This is a genomic window from Arthrobacter sp. MA-N2, assembly GCF_000517125.1.
Lineage (GTDB): Bacteria > Actinomycetota > Actinomycetes > Actinomycetales > Micrococcaceae > Arthrobacter > Arthrobacter methylotrophus.
Genome location: NZ_KI912155.1, coordinates 1549445 through 1565086, shown reverse-complemented (window position 1 = coordinate 1565086; position 15642 = coordinate 1549445). Strand labels below are relative to the sequence as shown.

Genomic DNA, 15642 nt, shown 5'->3' with positions numbered 1-15642 from the left:
CTAGGCCAGGCGGGCCTTCAGGCCTTCCAGCTCGGATAGCAACGCAGCCGGCAGGGACCCGCCGAACTTTGCGTACCACTCCTCGATCGATGCCAGTTCGGTCTTCCACTCGGCGGGGTCGACGCGGACTGCGGCCTCCACCTCAGCGGGGGTCATGTCCAGTCCTTCGAGATCGATGGACTCACCTGTCGGCACGAATCCGATGGGGGTCTCGACGGCGTCGGTCTTGCCTTCAATGCGCTCGATGGCCCATTTGAGGACGCGGGCATTGTCACCGAAGCCAGGCCACGCGAAGCCACCTTCAGCGGTGCGGCGGAACCAGTTGACCAGGAAGATCTTCGGCAGCCGGTTCTGGCCAAGGGAGTTCGCCTTGGCAGACAGGTTGACCCAGTGGTTTAGGTAGTCGCCTGCGTCGTAGCCGATGAACGGCAGCATGGCCATGGGGTCGCGACGCACAACGCCGACGGCACCTGCCGCAGCAGCAGTGGTCTCGGAGGACAGCGTCGAACCCATGAAGATGCCGTTGGACCAGTCGCGTGCCTCAGTGACCAGCGGGATGGTGGTCTTGCGGCGTCCGCCGAAGAGGATCGCGGAGAGTTCCACGCCTTCGGGGCTGAAGTACTCCTCGGCCAGCATGTCGATCTGGTCGATCGGCGTGCAGAAACGGGAGTTCGGGTGTGCGGCAGGCTTGTCGGACTCCGGGGTCCAGGAGTTGCCCTGCCAGTCAGTCAGGTGTGCAGGAGTCTCCTGCGTCATTCCCTCCCACCACACACCGCCGTCGTCGGTCAGCGCAACGTTGGTGAAGATGCTGTTGCCCTTGGCGATGGCGCGCATGGCATTCGGGTTGGTGCCCCAACCGGTGCCCGGAGCAACGCCGAACAGGCCAGCCTCGGGGTTGACGGCGCGGAGTTCGCCTTCCTTGCCAAAGCGCATCCAGGTGATGTCGTCGCCGAGGGTTTCTACCTTCCAGCCCTTGATGGTGGGGTCCAGAAGGGCCAGGTTGGTCTTGCCGCAAGCAGACGGGAAGGCCGCAGAGATGTAGTAAGTCTTCTGCTCAGGCGAGGTCAGCTTCAGGATGAGCATGTGCTCGGCCAGCCAGCCTTCGTCGCGGGCCATGACGGACGCGATACGCAGGGCGTAGCACTTCTTGCCGAGGAGGGCGTTGCCGCCGTAGCCCGAGCCGAAGGACCAGATGGAGCGCTCTTCCGGGAAGTGCACGATCCACTTGTCCGGGTTGCAGGGCCATGCAACGTCTGCCTGGCCGTCCTCGAGCGGGGCGCCCAGGGAATGCAGTGCGGGGACGAAGAACGCATCCGTCTGCGTGATGCGCTCCAGCACGTCGGTGCCGATGCGGGCCATGATGCGCATCGAAGCAACAACGTAGGCGGAGTCGGTGATCTCGACGCCGAACTTCGGGTCTTCGGCGTCCAGGTGGCCCATGACAAACGGGATGACGTACATGGTGCGGCCGCGCATGGAGCCCGCGAACAGTCCACGCAGCTTCTGCTTCATCTCGGCCGGAGCCATCCAGTTGTTGGTGAAGCCTGCGTCGCGTTCCTTTTCGGAGCAGATGTAAGTCTGCTCTTCTACACGGGCCACGTCGGCAGGATCGGAGAAAGCGGCAAAGGAGTTCGGGAACGTCTCCGGGTTCAGCCTTTTCAGGGTGCCCGCGGCGACGAGTTCGTCGGTCAGTTTCGTGTATTCCGCTTCGCTGCCGTCAACCCAGTGGATGCGGTCCGGCTGTGTCAGCTCGGCCACTTCCTCCACCCAGGCCAACAAGCGTCCATGCGTAGTAGGTGCCTTCTCAAGCAGCGGCAGTCGCGCCAGATCGCCCATCGTGGTTCCCTTCCTCGGGTTCAGTGGTGTGTCCTAAATGCTAGGGCTCGCGGAGTAGACCAATCTGGGTTCGGACGTGGGATCTCTTGAGCAATTCGAAGCAAAACCCCTAAAAATCAAGGATCTTGTTCAGCGCTTCGCTAAATTTAGTGACCAAGGTCACATAGACCGGTCTAGTTAGGTAGATTACATCCAACCAATTTGGCACGAAGGGCGATCTCGCGTAAAGTTTATTGAGGTTCGAGGGGGGAACGAGTTTGAAACTCCCGAGAATCACCAAGATGCGCCCATAGCTCAGCTGGATAGAGCGTCTGTCTACGGAACAGAAGGCCGGGGGTTCGAATCCCTCTGGGCGCACAAATGTGATGAGTCGAGACATCCTTCACGGATGAGTCGGGTCATCGGTTACACCCCGGTCTTCGGACCGGGGTGTTTTTCTTTGTCTGGCCTGGTAGTCGCGGCTCGGGTCGATGGTGAGTTCGCGGATGATCTCTCCGGTGGTTGTGTCGCTGATGGTGACCTCGGTGTCGTGGATGAGCATCAGGAGGTGCTTGCCGGCATGGGCGCGGGCGGCGTCGATGCCCCCTTCGGCTTCACGCCGGAGGAGTTCGTGGACCCAGCGGCGGCTGACTCCATAGCGGCGGGCCGCGGCGGCGACGGTCAGGCCTTGGTCACGGACTGCGAGGACGATGACTTTCTGCTTCGACATGAATCATGCTCAACCATCCCCGGTGTGAAGCATGTCCCGACTCACCAGTGAAGGGTCAGCTGTGAACTATGTCGTGAAACTACACACCTCTGGGCGCACAAATGAAGACCCGCACCGGCCTCGGTGCGGGTCTTTTTTCGTAAAATCGACAGCCGGGACGGCGATGACCTGGGCCGCGCACAAAAGCCAAGGGCCGCCGTCGTACTTCCTGGAAAGTACGACGGCGGCCCTTGCGTGCCGGTGGCGCTCTACGCGGCGACGGCCTCGCTGATGCGGCGGCGGATTCCGTCGAAGTGGCGGTTGAGCAGTTCGGCGGCAGCGGACTTGTCGCCGGTTGCCACGGCGGAATAGATGTTTCGGTGCATGGCAGCGGTGGCTACAAGGTCTTCGTTGGCCGAGCCGATTTCCACATGGATCTTCCGGTAGACCTTCCAGAAGACGCCCATGAGGTTGATGAGGAGCTCGTTATTCAGCGGTTCGAACAGCCGGCGGTGGAACTCGGCGTCGGCGGCTACGAAGTTCTCTCCGGCGCCTGCGAGCTCTTCCATCTGCTTGACGGTTTCTTCGATCGAGGCGAGCTGCTCGGCGGTCATTACGTCCATGGAGGAGCCGATCAGCCCCGACTCGAGGGCCTGGCGCACATCCACGAGTTGCAGCGCCTCGAACCCCTGGTGGCGCAGGGACAAACGGCCACGGAAGGTTAGGCCGTCCGCGAGGGCCTCGAAATTGCTAGGGGCGACGAACATGCCGAAGCCGTGGCGAATCTCGATAACACCCAGGGCCTGGAGCACTTTCAGAGACTCGCGGAGGGTGTTCCGTCCGACTCCCAGCGCCACGGAGAGTTCATTTTCCGTGGGCAAAGGATCGCCTGCCTCCAGCTCGCGCTCGAGGATCAGCTCCATAATGTCCGACTGAAGGGCCCTGAGCCGGGCCTGTGCGCTGAACCGCGCTTGCGGAACGACACCGGAAGTGGTCATGGCTCTCCTTGCAAAAGTACTCAACCTTGGCCGTTATCCATTTTTCGGGAGTGAAGACAAGGAATCAGTGCGGTGTTAATCTTTAGGTGAGCCTAGCGCCCACAACGAAGACGGTGCTTCGCAACATACAATATCGGATGTCCCATCTCCTTGATAGATGTTTGCCCTGATTTTTGTTTGAATCCCAGGCTGGTCACGGCGCGGCCGCGCACGCCGGGACGGCCGAGCCCCTGCGCGGCGGCGTCACAGGCCTATCCAAAGCCGAAGGTGACCCAAATCTCGCTTGACGACTTCCTGTGACCGCCCTTACAGTTTCATTACGAGCATCGGATGTCCTACATCCGATAACCAAGAAAACTTGAATGGTGAGGCATCTTATGAGCAACACGATTAACAACCTGTCGGTGGTCAACGACGCCAGCCGACGCAACTTTCTCAAGCTGAGCGCAGCTGCGGGCGCTGCCGCGGCTTTCACGGCTACCCTGTCAGCATGTGGCGGCCCCGCCGCAACCACCGCGGGTGGAGGGAACAACACGGCTGCGGTCAACAAGGACCTCACCATCGAAGCGGGCATCTCCTATGCGCTATCCACAGGTTTCGATCCTCTGACGTCCTCTGGTGCCACACCGCAGGCCGCCAACCTGCACATCTTCGAAGGGCTCGTGGAGCTCCACCCCGCCACCCGCGAGCCCTATAACGCGTTGGCCGCCAGCGACCCCAAGAAGGTCAACGACACCACGTACCAAGTGACCATCCGCGATGGTGCCAAGTTCCACAGCGGTGCACCTGTCACGACGGACGATGTTGTCTACTCCTTCACGCGCGTGATGGACCCGGCCAACAAGTCTCTGTTCTCCCAGTTCATTCCGTTCATCAAAGACGTCAAGGCCCTCGACGCCAAGACGGTGGAATTCTCCTTGAAGTACCCATTCCCGGGCTTTGGACCGCGAATCTCCGTGGTGAAGGTGGTTCCGAAGGCGTTGGCCTCGACCGACCCGAAGGGATTCGATGCCAAGCCCGTCGGTTCCGGCCCATACAAGCTGATCTCGGCCGTCAAGGACGACAAGATCGTCTTCGAAGCATTCGCCGACTACAACGGACCCAAGCCCGCACTCGCCAAGGGCATGACTTGGCTGTTGCTCTCAGACGCCGCTGCACGTGTCACCGCGGCCCAGTCGGGCCGAGTCCAGGCGATCGAAGACGTACCGTACCTGGACATGGACGGACTCAAGTCCAAGGAACGGGTTGAATCCGTGCAGTCCTTCGGCATGCTCTTCCTGATGTTCAACTGTGCCAAGGCCCCGTTCGACAACAAGCTGGTCCGCCAGGCCCTTCACTATGGACTGGACAAGGACTCCATCATCAAGAAGGCCTTGTTCGGCAACGCCAAGGCTGCGTCGTCGTACTTCCAGGAGGGCCACCCGGACTACGTCAAGGCCAAGAACGTTTACGGCTACGATGCGCAGAAGGCCGCCGACCTCCTCAAGCAGGCCGGCGTGAGCAACCTTGAATTCGAACTGCTCACCACGGACACGGCCTGGGTCAAGGACGTTGCCCCGCTGATGCTGGAGTCCTGGAACAAGATCCCCGGCGTCAAGGTCACGGCAAAGAACCTGCAGTCCGGCGCGTTGTACACCGACAGGGTCGGCAAGGCTGACTTCTCTGTGATTGCGGCCCCCGGCGATCCTTCAGTCTTCGGCAACGACGCAGACCTGCTCCTGAGCTGGTTCTACTCGGGTGCCACCTGGATGACCAAGCGTGCCTATTGGACTGCTCCGGAAAGCGCTACCCTGCAGGGCCTGATGGACAAGGGCTCACAGGCCTCAACCGCTGACGCCAAGAATATCACCGGGCAGATCGTGGACCTCGTCTCCGAGGAACTCCCGCTGTACCCGATCTTCCACCGCCAGCTCCCCAGCGCATGGGACGACAAGAAGCTCTCGGGCTTCAAGCCGCTGCCCACCACCGGCTTGTCCTTCATCGGCGTCGGCCGCACGGCGTAGCCACACCCCCCCGACCCCAACTAGCTCGCATTTGTTGTCGTTTAGACGGCTCAAAACGACACCTACTGCGAGTTAGTTGGGGGAGGCGCACCCCTTGGAAGCACTACCCCGCGAGACCGCCACGCAGCGGCCGCAACAAAGCAAACCGGAGAACAAATGGTCATGATATTGCGTCTGCTTGGACGCAGACTCGCGGCATTGCCCTTGATGATCCTGGGCATCACGCTGCTGGTCTTCCTCGTCCTTCAAGCAGCCCCAGGCGACCAGGCCAGCTCGGCCCTCGGCGAAGGCGCCAGCGAGGCCGCCAAACAGCAGTACCGCCAGGACAACGGCCTGAACGATCCCCTGTTCATCCAGTACTTCCGTTTCCTGGGCAGGCTCGTGCATCTCGATCTTGGCGTGACCACCCCGCCGTCCAAGTCGGTGGCAAGCATGATTGCCTCGGCCTTCCCGCTGACCCTCCAGCTGACCTTCCTCGGCGTGATTATCGCCGTCGTACTGTCCTTGGTTTTCGGCATCATCGGCGCCCTTTACCGCGACAAGTGGCAGGACCAGCTGGTCCGGATCTTCTCCATCGCGGCCATCGCCACCCCGTCCTTCTGGCTTGGCATCCTGCTCATCCAGTGGTTCGCGCTCGGTGACAACCCGATGTTCCCTTCGGGTGGAATCGCGACGCCGGAGTCCGGCTTCGGCGGCTGGCTCAACTCGATGGCACTGCCGGCCCTCGCGCTCGGCATCCCCGTGTCTGCTTCCCTGATTCGCGTGGTCCGCACCTCGATGGTGGAGGAATTGGACCGCGACTACGTCCGCACGGCCATCGGCAACGGGGTCCCCTATCGTGAAGTGGTTTCCAGGAACGTCCTGCGCAACGCGCTGGTCACTCCGGTGACCGTGCTGGGACTCCGCGTGGGCTACCTGCTGGGCGGCGCCGTCGTCATCGAAATGATTTTCGCCCTTCCCGGCATGGGCCAGCTGATCCTCAACGGCATCACCAACCTGGACGTCAACCTGGTCCAGGGCGTGGTCCTCACCATTTCCGTCACCTTCGTTCTGGTGAACATCGTGGTGGACCTCCTGTACCTGCTCATCAACCCCCGAATCAGGACGGTATAGCCATGCGCAGCAAACTTGCTGAACGGCTCAGCGCCCCGGGCGTCCGCTTCAAGTCCCTCCCTTGGGGATCGCGTCTTGCCCTGTTGTTCCTCGTGGTGATCGGCCTGGCGGCTATCTTCGCGCCCCTCGTCGCACCGCACGATCCCCTGGAAACGTTCATCCCGGCCCAAGCGCCGGACGGCGACCATTTCTTCGGTACCGACCGTCTGGGGCGTGATGTCTTCTCCCGGCTGCTCTACGGTTCCCAATCCTCCCTGATGATCGGCCTCGGCGCGGTGGCCCTCGCGATCGTCGTCGGCGCCGTGCTTGGCTCGCTCGCTGCGACGTCCAGCAAGGCGGTCAACGAGATCATCATGCGACTCATGGACATCCTCATGGCGTTCCCGGGCATCGCCCTCGCAGCCGTGCTGCTGGCAGCTTTCGGCAACTCGGTACCCACCATCATCGTCGCCATCGCCATCATCTACACGCCGCAGCTTGCCCGGGTGGTCCGCGCCAATGTGCTCGCCCAGTACGGTGAAGACTACGTCCGGGCCGAACGAGTGATGGGTGCAAGCCGCCCCTACATCCTGCTCAAGCACATCGTCCGTAACACCGCCGCCCCCGTGCTGGTTTTCGCCACGGTCATGGTGGCCGACGCCATCATCCTCGAAGCCTCGCTGTCCTTCCTGGGAGCCGGCGTCCAGGATCCCGCGCCGTCCTGGGGCAACGTGATCTCATACGGCCGCAACCTGGTCCTTTCAGGTGGCTGGTGGGCAACGACCTTCGCAGGCCTCACGATCTTGCTCACTGTCCTTGCGCTGAACATCCTGGCCGAAGGCCTCACCGACGCCATGGTGAACCCGAAGCTGCGCAAGGCCCCGGTGGTGAAGGACGACGACGGTGCTGCCGCTGCCTTTGCCGGCGCCGCCGTGGCGGGTGCAGCCGTCGATACCGAAATCGCGACGTCGGTGGCACAGCCATCGGTCGTGGAACAGCACGAACTCGACGGCGTTCGGCCGGCAAACAGCGATCCCCTCTCCGAAGAGGACTACACAGCGTCGGTCCTGAACGATCCGAGGATTGCCCTGGCGAGTCCGCACGCGCTCCTCGACAAGGAACTCGAACTTCTGGCTTCCATCGAGGCCAAGCGTACCGATCGGCTCCCCCAGGTCCCGGCCGGCGCCAGGAACCTGCTGGAGGTCAAGAACCTGTCCATCCGCTTCCCCGGGCGCTTCGGCGAAACCGCGATCGTGGACAACGTCTCCTTCACCGTCCGTGAGGGGGAAACCATGGGCCTGGTGGGCGAATCCGGTTGCGGCAAGTCCATCACGTCCCTGGCCATCATGGGCCTCCTGCCCAAGACTGCCGAGATCACCGGGTCCATCGTCTTCGATGGCAAAGAACTCCTGGATTCCGGCTCGAAGCACAGCAACGCCAAGGCCTATCAGGGCCTGCGGGGCGAGCAGATCGCCATGGTCTACCAGGATGCGCTGAGCTCGCTCAACCCGTCCATGAAGATCAAGGAGCAGATGACCCAGCTGACCAAGCGCGGTGGACGCAAGACCCCCGCCGAGTTGCTGGAACTGGTCAAACTCGATCCCGTCCGCACGCTTGCCAGCTACCCGCACGAACTCTCCGGCGGCCAGCGCCAGCGCGTGCTGATCGCCATGGCTCTTTCCCGCTCGCCGAAGATCGTGGTGGCCGACGAACCCACCACGGCCCTGGACGTGACCGTCCAGAAGCAGGTGGTGGAGCTGCTCAACGAACTGCGCGAACAGCTCGGCTTCGCCATGGTCTTCGTCAGCCACGACCTCGCTTTGGTAGCCTCCTTGGCGCACCGGATCACGGTCATGTACGCAGGCCAGGTAGTGGAATCGGCACAGGCTTCCGAGCTCCTGCAGAACCCGCGGCACGAATACACGCGAGGTCTGTTGGGCGCAGTTCTTTCGATCGAGGCCGACGCCGTCCGCCTCCACCAGATCCCCGGCACCGTGCCGTCTCCGCGGGATTTCGCTTCGGGCGACCGCTTTGCGGCCCGCTCCTTGAGGCCCGACGCCGATCCGAACCAGCAATTGGTCCTCACCGTTGTTGAATCCGCCGGTGGCGGAGCAGACCGGGACCACTACTGGGCCAGCCACCTGAAGGAGGACGCAAAGTGAGTACTTCCCAACGGGATATCCCAGCCAAGCCGGTCATCGAACTCAAGGACGTCAAGGTTCACCACCGGGCCCGCACCGGCAGCCTCTTCCGGCCCAACATCGTCAAGGCCGTCAACGGTGTGGACTTCAGCATCAGCCGTGGCGAGACTGTCGGAATCGTCGGCGAGTCCGGCTGCGGCAAGTCCACGCTCGCTTCGGTGCTCGTGGGACTTCAGGCCCCGACGTCGGGCCAGGTGCTGTTCCACGGCAAGCCAGCCATCAAACGCAACGCACGCATGCGCAAGGAATTCGGGCGTGCCGTATCCGTGGTCTTCCAGGACCCGGCCACGGCGCTCAACCCGCGCATGACCATCGAAGATATCCTCACCGATCCCCTGCAAGTCCACGGCATCGGCAACGCCGCGTCACGCTCGGAGAAAGTCAAGGAACTGCTGGCCCTCGTCGGCTTGCCGCAATCGGCAGGCGAGGTCACGCCGTCGCAGGTTTCCGGCGGCCAGCGCCAGCGCGTGGCGATCGCGCGCGCCCTCGCTTTGGATCCGGACATCATCGTGGCGGACGAACCGACGTCGGCGCTCGATGTTTCCGTCCGGGCCCAGGTCCTGAACCTCCTGTCCGATCTGAAGACCCAGCTAAACCTCGGCATGGTGTTCATTTCGCACGACATCCAGACGGTCCGCTACGTCTCCGACCGCATCTGCGTCATGTATTTCGGACAGATCGTCGAGGAAGGCCCGGCCGCACAGGTCTTCGACAACCCAAGCAACGACTACACCAAGAAGCTGCTCGGCGCCGCACCAAGCCTGCTCCACACCTAAGTTTTTCCCTTTCAGATCCAAACAACGGAGATTTCTGTGTCTACTCAGTTCCAGGGCGTCATTCCCCCGGTCATCACCCCCCGCCACGCTGACGGCCGCGTTGACACCGCGTCCCTGAAGAACGTCACCAAGCACCTGCTCGACGGCGGCGTGTCCGGCCTTTTCGTGTTGGGCTCCTCAGGCGAGGTCCCCTACATGACCAACGAGGAGCGCGAACTCGTCGTCTCCACGATCGCCGACGCGAATGCCGGTGCCGTGCCCCTGGTCGTGGGCGCCAACGAACAAACCACCAACCGCGTGATCGAAGAAGCCAAGAAGGTCATCGACCTCGGAGCCGACGCAATCGTAGTCACCTCGATGTACTACGCCATCGGCAACGCCCAGGAGACCGAAACCCACTTCCGCAGCATCCACGCTGCCGTGGACAAGCCGATCTTCGCCTACGACGTCCCCGTCCGTACGCACTTCAAGCTGCCCACCGACCTTTTGGTCCGCCTGGGCCGCGACGGCGTGATCGCGGGCGTCAAGGACTCCTCCGGCGACGACGTCTCCTTCCGCCAACTGCTCCTTGCAGCCAAGGACATCCCCGACTTCGACATCTTCACGGGCCACGAAGTGGTCGTGGACGGAGCCCTCCTCGGCGGTGCCCAAGGCGTCGTCCCGGGCCTGGGCAACGTTGACCCCGCCGGCTACCGCCGCCTCTTCGATGCCAGCCAGGCCGGAGACTGGACGGCAGCCGCAGCCGAACAGGACCGCTTGGCGGACGTCTTCGAGATCGTCTACACCCCCAACGGCCGGGTCTCCGGCGGCGCAGCAGGACTCGGCGCATTCAAGACCGCCCTCCAGGTCATGGGCATCATCGAATCCAACACGATGAGCGCCCCCATGCTCTCCCTGAACGCCGAAGAAACCGCCGCAATCAAGGTCATCCTGGAACGCAACGGCCTGGTCTAGAGACGGGTTCGAGCCGTCCCACCCACGGCTGGCCAGTGACGCATGGCAGCATTGACGGACCCCGCAACAGACCCCGCAAAAGACTCCGCAACAGACCCGAAGGACAAAACATGATGCACGTGATCGGTGTCGATCTTGGTGGGACCAAGACCGCCGCCGGCGTTGTTGCCGCCGACGGGAGTGTGTTGTTTTCGGAGCAAATCCCCACGCTCAATCGCGAGGGTGGCAACGCCATTCTGGGTGCTACGGCGGCGCTCGTCGCATGGCTCATGCGGCGCGCGGCAGGCGAGGGAATCGCCGTCGGGCGTGTCGGCGTCGGTTCTGCCGGCGTCATTGATGCTGTGAGCGGGACTGTGGTTTCCGCTACCGACTCGATCCTGGGGTGGGCCGGGACCGGGTTGGCTGCGGGCCTGGCGGAACGGCTGGGACTCCCGCGGGACTCGGTCAGGGCTGTCAACGACGTCCATGCGCATGCCTTGGGCGAGGCGTGGCGTGGGGCGGCTGCGGGGTCGTCGAGTTCGCTCATGGTGGCCTTCGGGACCGGAGTCGGCGGCAGTTTTGTGCTGGACGGATCTCCTGTTTTGGGGCATCGCTATGTGGGCGGCCACGTAGGTCATTTTGCGTCGCCGTATGCCTACCACGAAGGTAAGGCGCTCCCCTGCGTGTGCGGCGGTTCCGGCCATGTTGAGGCGATCGCTTCCGGCCCGGCCATCCATGAATCCTTCGTGCGTTTCGGCGGCTCGCCCGACGTACCGGATACGCGAGCCGTGTTTGCCTTGGCGCTCCAGGGCGATGCTGCCGCCATCAAGGCTATTGGCGCGGGCGCAGGTGCCGCCGGACAGGCCCTCGGTGGGCTCGTCAACATCCTCGACCCGGAGACGGTAGTAGTTTCCGGTGGCCTGGCAGACGCCGGAGATCTCTGGTGGAAACCCATGGAACGGGCCATGCGCAAGGAGCTCATGGGCCCGCTCGCTGACATTCCCGTGCTCCGTGCGGCGCTCGGGAACACCGCGGCCATTGTGGGCGCAGCCAAGCTTGTCCTGAACTAATAACGAAAACCTCGCAAGGAGACCCCATGATCCTGACCCCTGAAGGCCTCGAAGCCCTCCGTTCGCAGTTGATCGTCTCCTGCCAGGCCTATCCGGGCGAGCCCATGCGCGATCCCCGAACCACAGGCCAAGTGGCGGCGTCGGCGGTAATCGGTGGTGCCGCGGCAATCCGTGTCCAAGGCCTCGCGGACGTCCAGTTCACCCGAACGGCTGTCGAGGTCCCGGTGATCGGACTCTGGAAGGACGGGCACGATGGCGTCTTCATTACCCCGACGCTCCGCCACGCCCTCGCCGTCGCGAACGCGGGAGCCCACGTTGTGGCCATCGACGGCACGCGCCGCCCGCGTCCTGACGGCCTGAGCCTCAAGCAGACGGTCGACGGACTTCACGCGCAAACGCATGCCTTGGTGATGGCCGATTGCGGTTCCTACGCCGATGCGGCGGCCGCGGTCGACGCGGGTGCGGACCTGATCGGCACCACGCTCGCCGGATACACCGGTGAACGTCCCAAGACCGATGGCCCCGACCTCGAGCTCCTCGCGGAGATCGCCGGCGCTGGACTAGGCACGCCACTCATCGCCGAGGGCCGCATCCATACCCCTGCCCAGGCCCGCCAAGCCCTCGACGCCGGTGCGTTCGCCGTCGTCGTGGGTACCGCAATCACGCATCCGGCCAGCATCACCGGCTGGTTCAAGGGTGCGATGCACGGCTAGCAGCGTACGGTCGCCCCAAGGCTGCTCAATTCCGCTGGATCATTCGCATTCTGTTGGAAAACATCCGCGCAAACACAGGCTTGACGATTCGGCTTCGAGGAATGATCCCGCAGAATCCGTCGCCGGGTCCCTGATCCGAAGCTGCGTCCGGGCGTAGGCTTCTCCCATGGCTGAGGAGAACATCCGGGAATTCGATGTCATTGTGATCGGCGCCGGAGCCGTGGGTGAGAACGTTGCAGACAGAACGGTCCGGGGAGGCCTCACCACAGCGATTGTGGAGACCGAGCTGGTCGGCGGGGAGTGCTCCTACTGGGCCTGCATACCGTCCAAAGCGCTCCTTCGGCCTGGAACTGCCCTGCACGCCGCCCAATCCGTGCCCGGAGCAGCCGACGCCGTCACGAAGGTCCTGGATGCCGCATCTGTCCTGAAGTACCGCGACTACTTCACCAACAAGTGGCAAGACGACGGCGCCGTGCAGTGGCTCGTAGACACAGGCATCGAACTGGTCCGGGGCCGGGCGCGCATCACGGGCCCCCGCGAAGTCCAAGTCGATGGCAAGGACGGCAACAGCTATTCGCTCAAGGCCCACCACGCCGTAGTCGTGGCCACGGGCTCCACACCGGTCATGCCGAAGATTGCAGGCCTGCGCGACGTCCCCTATTGGACAACCCGCGGCGCCACCTCGGCGCGGAGCATCCCTGAACGGTTCGTGGTGCTGGGCGGCGGCGTCGCGGGGGTCGAACTTGCCCAGGCGTTTGCCCGCTTGGGCTCGTCTGTCACGCTCGTCGCCCGGGGGAGGCTGCTCAGCACTTTTCCAGAGGAAGCCGCCCAGCTGGTTGCCGCAGGGTTGCGGGCCGACGGCGTCGATCTCCGGCTCGGGACGGACACCACGCGCGTCGAACATGACGCGGACCATGCGTTCACCGTCACCCTCGGGGACGGGACCGTCCTGAACTCTGACGAGTTGCTGGTGGCGACGGGCCGGCGACCCAACCTGGACAATTTGGGGCTTGAGAACGTGGGGCTCGACGCCGAAGAAGGCAAGGCTTTGCGGCTCACCACGGACTCGAGCGGTTTGGTGGAGGGGACTGCCAGCGACGGTACCAGCGGACTGTGGCTCTACGCGGCCGGTGACGCGGCGGGTTCGGCCCTCCTCACTCATCAAGGCAAGTACGAGGCCCGGGCCGCTGGCGACGCCATCGTGGCGCGTGCCAAGGGAACCCTCCACGGCGCGCCGAAACCCTGGAGCCCCCTGGCCAAGACAGCCGACGAATACGCGATCCCCAGCGTGGTGTTCACGGATCCGGAGCTCGCATCCGTGGGCCCGAGCCTCCAACAGGCATTGCAGAAGGGCATCAACGCCACAGCGGTGGAAGTCCCCATCAATGTGTCCGGCGCCCAGCTGCATTCGGAGAATTACGAAGGCTGGGCGCAACTCGTGGTGGACGAGGACCACAAAGTGGTGGTCGGGGCGACCTTTGCGGGGCCTGGCGTCGCTGAACTTCTGCACGGTGCCACTATTGCCATTGTGGGCGAAGTCCCCTTGGACAGGCTATGGCATGCTGTGCCGTCGTTCCCCACGATCAGCGAGGTGTGGCTGCGGCTGCTTGAGAAGTACGGGTTGTGAGCATTCATGGACCTTTCTCCGGATAGACGTGTGCTGCTCAAATCGATCGGGCTTGGAGCGGCCGGTATCGCGGGTATTTCAGTACTGTCTGCCTGCACGGGTGAAACAGCACACACCGAGCCGCAGGCGTCCGCATCACTGCTTCCGGCTCCCCCGGGACAGATCGAACCGCTGCTGGACCGGGCAAAGGTCACCAATGCCTTGGCCAAGCTCGACGGATTGGTCCAAGACGCCATGGAACAAACCGGACTGCCGGGAATGGCTGTGGCCGTGGTGTACCAGGATGAGGTGGTGTACGCCAAGGGCTTCGGCATCCGGGAGGTCGGGAAACCGGAACCGATCGGTCCTGACACGGTGTTCAAGCTCGCGTCGGTATCCAAGCCCTTGGCATCAACCGTGGTGGCGGGCGTTGTGGGGCGGCAGCTCATCAAATGGACCGACCCCGTCATTGATTCCGACAAGGGCTTCGCGCTCAAGGATGACTACGTCACCCGAAATGCCACTTTTGCCGACCTCATGTCGCACCAGAGCGGCCTGAGAACAGCGTCGGGCGATCTGCTGGAAGACCTCGGATTCGACCGCGCGTATATCCTCAGCCACATCAACCAAGAGCCCCTTGATACCTTCCGCTCGAGCTACAACTACAGCAATTTCGGCTACACGGCAGGCGGCGAGGCAGCCGCCAAAGCGATGAAGATGTCATGGGAGGATCTGGCGGACCAGATCCTGTTCCGGCCGCTGGGCATGTCCGCAAGCAGTTACCGCAACTCGGACTATGAGAAAGCGTCGGACAAAGCCGCCATCCACGTGCCGCTCGGGAACAAGCAATGGGCAGCGAAGTACCACCGCGACGCCGACTCCGAGGCTCCGGCGGGCGGTGCAAGTTCCTCGGTCCGGGACCTCGCCCAATGGCTCCGGCTGCAACTTGCCAGCGGCAGCTATGGTGGCAAGCCGGTTATCGATCCGGCTGCACTTCAAACGACGCATGTTCCGCATGCGGTTTCCGGACCGGCGTCGTCCCCGGCCGCCCGTTCCCGTTTCTATGGCCTGGGCTGGAACGTCTCTTATGACGATCAAGCACGTGTCCAGCTGGGACACTCCGGCGCGTTCAATCTTGGCACCGCCACCGCTGTTGCCATGCTCCCTGGGGAACAGCTTGCCATCGTGGCCTTGACTAACGGACGGCCACAGGGGATTCCCGAAGCAATCACCGCGGGTTTCCTGGACGCAGCGCAGCACGGTGCACCCACGGTCGATTGGCTGGCATTCACCGCTGGCATCTTCAAGCAGCTCGATGACTCCGAGAAGCCGAAGGTCGACTACTCCAAGCTTCCTTCCAACCCTGCTCCGGCGCGGCCAGACAATGCGTACACCGGCACGTACGCGAACTCGTACTACGGCCCGCTCGTGGTCCTCGATCAGGATGGGAAACTCGCCCTGAAGATGGGGCCGGCAGGCAACCCGACTACTTTCCCGCTGACCCATTTTGACGGCGATACCTTCAGCTTTGAGTCGATTGGAGAGAACGGAAATGGCCTGGCCGGTGCACTGTTCGCCGGAAACGGCGGCGGCACTGCACCAAGCGTCACCCTCGATTTCTACGACAAGACAGGATTGGGGACTTTTACGCGGATCTCGTGACAGCAGGACAGTGGATCTATTTGAACTGACCGGTCAGTTCAAATAGTATTGGGGGCAGACTATT

12 protein-coding genes and 1 tRNA gene are annotated in these 15642 nt (G+C 63.1%); 10 read left to right on the top strand and 3 right to left on the bottom strand.

Annotated features, from left to right (window positions below; genetic code table 11):
- Positions 1-1836, bottom strand: coding sequence for a phosphoenolpyruvate carboxykinase (GTP) (locus A3M3_RS0107910; protein ID WP_028265890.1), 1836 nt, complete (start codon positions 1834-1836; stop codon positions 1-3).
- Positions 1837-2119: 283 nt separating this feature from the next.
- Between A3M3_RS0107910 and A3M3_RS0107905 the strand changes: the two genes are divergently transcribed.
- Positions 2120-2193: transfer RNA gene (locus tag A3M3_RS0107905), tRNA-Arg, on the top strand.
- Between the two features lie 25 nt (positions 2194-2218).
- Here the strand turns inward: A3M3_RS0107905 and A3M3_RS28800 are convergent.
- Entirely contained in the window at positions 2219-2545 is a 327-nt protein-coding gene (locus A3M3_RS28800) for a helix-turn-helix domain-containing protein (protein WP_028265889.1), read from the bottom strand.
- Positions 2546-2793: 248 nt separating this feature from the next.
- Positions 2794-3522 (bottom strand): FadR/GntR family transcriptional regulator, encoded by a 729-nt coding sequence (locus tag A3M3_RS0107895; protein ID WP_028265888.1) that lies wholly within the window; start codon positions 3520-3522, stop codon positions 2794-2796.
- A gap of 362 nt (positions 3523-3884) precedes the next feature.
- Here A3M3_RS0107895 and A3M3_RS0107890 point away from each other — a divergent pair, with 362 nt between their 5' ends.
- The 9 genes from A3M3_RS0107890 to A3M3_RS0107850 all read left to right on the top strand — a co-directional run bounded on the left by A3M3_RS0107890 (position 3885) and on the right by A3M3_RS0107850 (position 15578).
- Positions 3885-5525 (top strand): ABC transporter substrate-binding protein, encoded by a 1641-nt coding sequence (locus tag A3M3_RS0107890; RefSeq protein WP_081736733.1) that lies wholly within the window; start codon positions 3885-3887, stop codon positions 5523-5525.
- Positions 5526-5681: 156 nt separating this feature from the next.
- Positions 5682-6638, top strand: coding sequence for an ABC transporter permease (locus A3M3_RS0107885; RefSeq protein ID WP_028265886.1), 957 nt, complete (start codon positions 5682-5684; stop codon positions 6636-6638).
- Between the two features lie 2 nt (positions 6639-6640).
- A complete protein-coding gene (locus tag A3M3_RS0107880) occupies positions 6641-8779 on the top strand; it encodes a dipeptide/oligopeptide/nickel ABC transporter permease/ATP-binding protein (RefSeq protein ID WP_028265885.1) in 2139 nt (712 codons plus the stop codon).
- Positions 8776-9594 (top strand): ATP-binding cassette domain-containing protein, encoded by an 819-nt coding sequence (locus tag A3M3_RS0107875; protein WP_231497209.1) that lies wholly within the window; start codon positions 8776-8778, stop codon positions 9592-9594. Before A3M3_RS0107880 ends, A3M3_RS0107875 begins: the two co-directional genes overlap by 4 nt.
- A gap of 36 nt (positions 9595-9630) precedes the next feature.
- Positions 9631-10548: a dihydrodipicolinate synthase family protein gene (locus A3M3_RS0107870; protein ID WP_028265883.1), complete on the top strand. Its 918-nt coding sequence runs from the start codon at positions 9631-9633 to the stop codon at positions 10546-10548.
- Positions 10549-10658: 110 nt separating this feature from the next.
- A complete protein-coding gene (locus tag A3M3_RS0107865; protein WP_028265882.1) occupies positions 10659-11597 on the top strand; it encodes an ROK family protein in 939 nt (312 codons plus the stop codon).
- A gap of 26 nt (positions 11598-11623) precedes the next feature.
- Positions 11624-12310, top strand: a complete 687-nt coding sequence (locus A3M3_RS0107860; RefSeq protein WP_028265881.1) for an N-acetylmannosamine-6-phosphate 2-epimerase — start codon at positions 11624-11626, stop codon at positions 12308-12310.
- A gap of 166 nt (positions 12311-12476) precedes the next feature.
- Positions 12477-13937: a dihydrolipoyl dehydrogenase family protein gene (locus A3M3_RS0107855; RefSeq protein WP_028265880.1), complete on the top strand. Its 1461-nt coding sequence runs from the start codon at positions 12477-12479 to the stop codon at positions 13935-13937.
- A 30-nt stretch (positions 13938-13967) separates the two neighbouring features.
- A complete protein-coding gene (locus A3M3_RS0107850; protein ID WP_231497208.1) occupies positions 13968-15578 on the top strand; it encodes a serine hydrolase in 1611 nt (536 codons plus the stop codon).
- Positions 15579-15642: the final 64 nt, after the last annotated feature.

Coding starts and splice junctions, on each gene's coding strand:
- A3M3_RS0107910 (WP_028265890.1), bottom strand. CDS start 1,836: ATGGGCGATCTGGCGCGACTGCCGCTGCTTGAGAAGGCACCTACTACG.
- A3M3_RS28800 (WP_028265889.1), bottom strand. CDS start 2,545: ATGTCGAAGCAGAAAGTCATCGTCCTCGCAGTCCGTGACCAAGGCCTG.
- A3M3_RS0107895 (WP_028265888.1), bottom strand. CDS start 3,522: ATGACCACTTCCGGTGTCGTTCCGCAAGCGCGGTTCAGCGCACAGGCC.
- A3M3_RS0107890 (WP_081736733.1), top strand. CDS start 3,885: ATGGTGAGGCATCTTATGAGCAACACGATTAACAACCTGTCGGTGGTC.
- A3M3_RS0107885 (WP_028265886.1), top strand. CDS start 5,682: ATGGTCATGATATTGCGTCTGCTTGGACGCAGACTCGCGGCATTGCCC.
- A3M3_RS0107880 (WP_028265885.1), top strand. CDS start 6,641: ATGCGCAGCAAACTTGCTGAACGGCTCAGCGCCCCGGGCGTCCGCTTC.
- A3M3_RS0107865 (WP_028265882.1), top strand. CDS start 10,659: ATGATGCACGTGATCGGTGTCGATCTTGGTGGGACCAAGACCGCCGCC.
- A3M3_RS0107860 (WP_028265881.1), top strand. CDS start 11,624: ATGATCCTGACCCCTGAAGGCCTCGAAGCCCTCCGTTCGCAGTTGATC.
- A3M3_RS0107855 (WP_028265880.1), top strand. CDS start 12,477: ATGGCTGAGGAGAACATCCGGGAATTCGATGTCATTGTGATCGGCGCC.